We start from the raw sequence: 5,174 nt of genomic DNA, 5'->3' as shown, positions 1-5,174 counted from the left end.
GTCGTGGCCGAAGCAGTCGAGCGCGCCGGCCATGATCAGGCTTTCGAAGACGCGCTTGCCGACGATCTTGGGATCGACCCGCTCGCAGAAATCGGCGAGGTTCTTGAACGGCTTTTCGCCACGCTGGGCAACGATGTGCTCGACCGCCGCGTCGCCGACGCCCTTGAGCGCTGCCAGCGAATAGTAGATGCGGTTCTCGCCGACCTCGAAGGGGCGAAAGCTCGATGTCACCGACGGCGCGAGAACCTCGATGCCGAGGCGCAGCGCGTCCTGGCGGAAATCGGCGAGCTTGTCGGTGTTGCCCATGTCGAGCGTCATCGACGCCGCCAGGAACTCGACCGGATAATGCGCCTTGAGATAGGCGGTCTGGTATGAAACCACCGCATAGGCGGCGGCGTGCGATTTGTTGAAACCATAGTCGGCGAACTTGGCCAGCAGGTCGAAAATGAAGTCGGCTTGCGGCTTGCCGACGCCACGCTCGACCGCGCCGGAGACGAAGCGCTCGCGCTGCTTGTCCATCTCGGCGCGAATCTTCTTGCCCATGGCGCGGCGCAGCAGATCGGCTTCGCCGAGCGAGTAGCCCGACAGCTCCTGCGCGATCTGCATCACCTGTTCCTGGTAGACGATGACGCCTTGCGTCTCCTTCACCAGATGGTCGATCTTGGGATGGATCGAGGCCATCTCCTCCTCGCCATGCTTGCGGGCGTTGTAGGTCGGGATGTTTTCCATCGGGCCGGGTCGATACAGTGCGACCAGCGCGATGATGTCCTCGATGCAGTCGGGCCGCATGCCGATCAGCGCCTTGCGCATGCCGGCACTTTCCACCTGGAACACGCCGACCACTTCGCCGCGCGACAGCATGGCGTAGGTCTCGGGATCGTCGAGCGGGATGGTTGCCAGGTCGATCTCGATGCCGCGCCGGCGGATCAGCTTCACCGCCGTCTCCAGCACGGTCAGCGTCTTCAGGCCGAGGAAGTCGAACTTCACCAGTCCGGCCTGCTCGACATATTTCATGTTGAACTGGGTGACGGGCATGTCCGAGCGCGGATCGCGGTACATCGGCACCAGCTCCGACAGCGGCCGGTCGCCGATGACGATGCCGGCGGCGTGCGTCGAGGCATGGCGGTAGAGGCCTTCCAGCTTCTGCGCCATGTCGAGCAGCGTCTGGACGATCGGCTCCCTCTCGGCCTCTTCGGCAAAGCGCGGCTCGTTGGCGATGGCGTCGGCGAGCTTGACCGGATTGGCCGGGTTCTGCGGCACCATCTTGGAGAGCTTGTCGACCTGGCCATAGGGCATCTGCAGGACGCGGCCGACGTCGCGCAGCACGGCGCGCGCCTGCAGCGTACCGAAGGTGATGATCTGGCCGACCTGGTCGCGGCCGTATTTCTGCTGGACGTAGCGGATGACCTCCTCGCGCCTATCCTGGCAGAAGTCGATGTCGAAGTCGGGCATCGACACGCGGTCGGGATTGAGAAAGCGCTCGAACAGCAGCGAGAAGCGCAGCGGATCAATGTCGGTGATGGTGGTCGAATAGGCGACCAGCGAGCCTGCGCCCGAACCGCGGCCAGGCCCGACCGGAATGCCTTGCGCCTTGGCCCATTTGATGAAGTCGGCAACGATCAGGAAGTAGCCGGGAAACTTCATCTTGGTGATGATGCCAAGCTCGAAGTTCAACCGCTCGCGGTATTGCTCGACCGTATAGCCCGCGGTCGGGCCATGCATGGCAAGGCGCGCGTCGAGCCCCTCATGGGCCTGGCGGGCCAGTTCGTCGGCTTCCGCCTGCACGGCGGCGTCATTGTCTGCGACATCGCCGCCGGTGAAGCGCGGCAGGATCGGATTGCGGTTCTTCGGGTAATAGGAGCAGCGCAGCGCGATCTCGACAGTGTTGTCGATCGCCTCCGGCAGGTCGGCAAAGAGCCTTGCCATATCGGCCTGGCTGCGCAGGAAATTGTCGGGCGACAGCCGGCGGCGGTTGTCAGCGGCAACGACCGATCCCTCGGCAATGGCAATCAGCGCGTCATGTGCATCATAGTCGTCGCGAGAGGAAAAGAACGCCTCGTTGGTGGCGACCAGCGGCAGTTCATGGGCATAGGCCAGATCGATCGAGGATTTTTCGATCACGCGATCATAACCGGAAACCCGGTCAAGCTCGACATAGAGCCGGTCGCCGAACATCTCCTTGAGGGTCAAAAGCCGGGCTTCGGCCAGATCGCGGCGATCTTCCTTGAGCGCGGTGCCGATCGGTCCGCGCGGTCCGCCGCTGAGGCAGATCAACCCGTCACAATAGCCTTCCATCATTTCGGTGGTCAGGTGCACGGCTTCGCCCGGCGGCGTTTCGAGGTAGACGCGGCTGACCAGCCTGACCAGATTGGAATAGCCCGCCTCGGTCGCGGCAAGCAGGACGACCGGCCGCATATCGGGACCTTGCCGTCGGCGGTCGCGCTGGCCATCGCTGTTTTCGCCGGAAAAGGCGAGCGCCGTCTGGCAGCCGATGATCGGCTGGATGCCGTCCTTCACCGCCTTCTGCGCGAATTCGAGCGCGCCGAACAGGTTGTTGGTGTCGGTAACGGCGATGGCCGGGGCTTCGTCCTTGACCGCATGAGCCACCACCTTGCCGATCTGCAAGGCGCCTTCCAGCAGCGAATAGGCCGAATGCACGCGCAAATGGACGAAGGGCCGCGCCGGGGCCTCCGGCCGCGCCGCAGCAATCGCCGCTTCTCGCTTCAAGGGATCGCGGGGGAGTTTTTCGTCGGCCATGGTGCTGCGTGAAGGTCCTTGAGTCGATGGAGATGTATTGTCCGGGACCGCGCCATGCCAGTCCAGCACAAACCACTGCTGATCACAGGCTGCCTGCCCGGCTAGCCCTAAGCAAACTCCATGATCACGGCGTCGACAGCCAGGCTGTCGCCCGGCTTGGCGTTGAGTTTGGAGACGACAAGGTCGCGTTCGGCACGCAGCACGTTTTCCATCTTCATCGCTTCGACCACAGCCAATGTCTCGCCTGCCTTGACCTCCTGGCCTTCGGCAACGGCAATCGACACGACAAGGCCGGGCATCGGGCAAAGCAGCAGCTTCGACGTGTCCGGCGCCACCTTTTCGGGCATCAGCCTTTCCAGTTCGGCGGTGCGCGGCAGCATGGCGCGCGCGGTCACCGACATGCCTTTCCAGGCGATGCGAAAGCCATTGGCGACCGGCCTGACCTGAGCCGTAACCTTGCGCTTGCCGACCGTACCGCGCCAGACCAGATCGCCCGGCCGCCAGTCGGATGCAACGGTCAGCGCCTTGCCGCCCGCGATCGACAGATCGACTTCCATCGGAATGGAAATCATGCCCTCGATGATGGACGCCGACAGATAGTCATCATCGATCTTCACGACCCAGTCGCGCTTCAGCGCTCCCGAATGCGGCGCCAGGCGCCCGCCCAGCCGGTCAAGCCGATCACGTCGCAGCAGTTCCACTGCGGTCGCGATCGACGCCAGCACCGCTTTCTCGTCGTCGTTCGGCACGACCGGCGCGAAACCGTCGGGATATTCCTCCGATATGAAAGCGGTCGATATCCGCCCTTCCCGCCAACGCTGATGCTGCATCAAGGCAGCCAGGAACGGAATGTTGTGCTCGATTCCGTCGACGACGAAGCTGTCGAGCGCTTCCGACATGGCATCGATGGCTTCCAGACGCGTCGGCGCCCAGGTGCACAGCTTGGCCAGCATCGGATCGTAGAACATCGAGATTTCGGAGCCTTCGGTGACGCCGGTGTCGTTGCGGATGACGACATCGCCGAATTGTCCTTCCTCCGGCGGCCGGTAGCGCGTCAGCCGGCCGATCGAAGGCAGGAAATTGCGGTAAGGGTCTTCGGCATAGAGCCGGCTTTCCACCGCCCAGCCGTTCAGCTCGATGTCGCTTTGCTTCAGGCCAAGCTTTTCGCCGGCGGCGACGCGGATCATCTGCTCGACCAGATCGATGCCGGTGATGAGCTCCGTCACCGGGTGCTCGACCTGCAATCGTGTATTCATTTCAAGGAAATAGAAGTTCTTGTCCTTGTCGACGATGAATTCGACCGTGCCGGCGCTCTGGTAGTCGACGGCCTTGGCCAGCGCCACAGACTGCTCGCCCATGGTCTTGCGTGTCGCTGCGTCCAGGAATGGCGACGGCGCCTCTTCGGCGACCTTCTGGTTGCGTCGCTGGATCGAGCATTCGCGCTCGCCGAGATAGAGCGCGTTGCCATGCGCGTCGGCCAGCACCTGGATTTCGATGTGGCGCGGATCGACGACGAATTTCTCGATGAAGAGACGATCGTCGCCGAACGAACTCTTGGCTTCCGAGCGCGCGCGGTCGAAGCCATCGCGCACTTCGGCTTCGCTCCAGGCGATGCGCATGCCCTTGCCGCCGCCGCCGGCCGAAGCCTTGATCATCACGGGATAGCCAATTTCGCCGGCGATCTTTTCGGCATGGTCGGCATTCTCGATGACGCCGAGCCAGCCGGGCACGGTGGAAACCTTGGCGGCGTTGGCGAACTTCTTCGATTCGATCTTGTCGCCCATCGCCTTGATCGCCTTGGGCTTCGGGCCGATGAAAATGATGCCTTCCGCTTCCAGCGCCTCACAGAAGGCCGCCCGCTCGGACAGGAATCCGTAGCCGGGGTGCACGGCCTGGGCTCCCGTCTCCTTGCACGCGGCGATGATCTTTTCAGGGACGAGATAGCTCAGCGCGGCTGGCGAAGGCCCGATATGCACCGCCTCGTCGGCCATCTCGACATGCACGGCGTCGCGATCGGCATCGGAATAGACCGCGACCGTGGCAATGCCCATCTTGCGCGCCGTCTTGATGACGCGGCAGGCAATTTCGCCGCGATTGGCGATCAGGATCTTGGTGAACATGCGAAATGTCATCCCTCGGGTCGGCCGTTCCTTTTATGGCCTGTGCTTGCAGGGTCAAGCCGACCATGCAATTCACTGCCTTTCAATCGACTTGCGATTCCAATTCATCGCTGTGGCCCAGTCGGGGAGCCAGCTGCCAGTTGATCGTGTCGGCAAAACCTGAAACCTTGGAAAAATTCGCATTGGAGGACGCCTGATGAAAACCCGCGCCGCTGTCGCTGTCGCCGCCGGAAAGCCGCTGGAGATCATGGAGGTCGACCTCGAGGGCCCGCGCGAGGGCGAAGTGCTGGTCGAGAT

2 protein-coding genes are annotated in these 5,174 nt (G+C 63.0%); both read right to left on the bottom strand.

The genetic code is table 11. The annotated features are described in order from the left end of the window. On the bottom strand, positions 1 to 2,757 hold a 2,757-nt coding region (dnaE, locus tag EN932_RS28590; protein ID WP_128369247.1), incomplete at its 3' end, for a DNA polymerase III subunit alpha. 107 nt (positions 2,758 to 2,864) lie between these two features. Continuing rightward, positions 2,865 to 4,877: an acetyl/propionyl/methylcrotonyl-CoA carboxylase subunit alpha gene (locus EN932_RS28585; protein ID WP_127369454.1), complete on the bottom strand. Its 2,013-nt coding sequence runs from the start codon at positions 4,875 to 4,877 to the stop codon at positions 2,865 to 2,867. Between the last annotated feature and the right edge of the window lie 297 nt (positions 4,878 to 5,174).

The organism is Mesorhizobium sp. M7A.F.Ca.US.002.01.1.1 (assembly GCF_004022955.1).
Classification (GTDB): domain Bacteria; phylum Pseudomonadota; class Alphaproteobacteria; order Rhizobiales; family Rhizobiaceae; genus Mesorhizobium; species Mesorhizobium ciceri.
The sequence above is the reverse complement of the archived record's forward strand: the minus strand, read 5'-3'. Positions and strand labels throughout refer to the sequence as shown.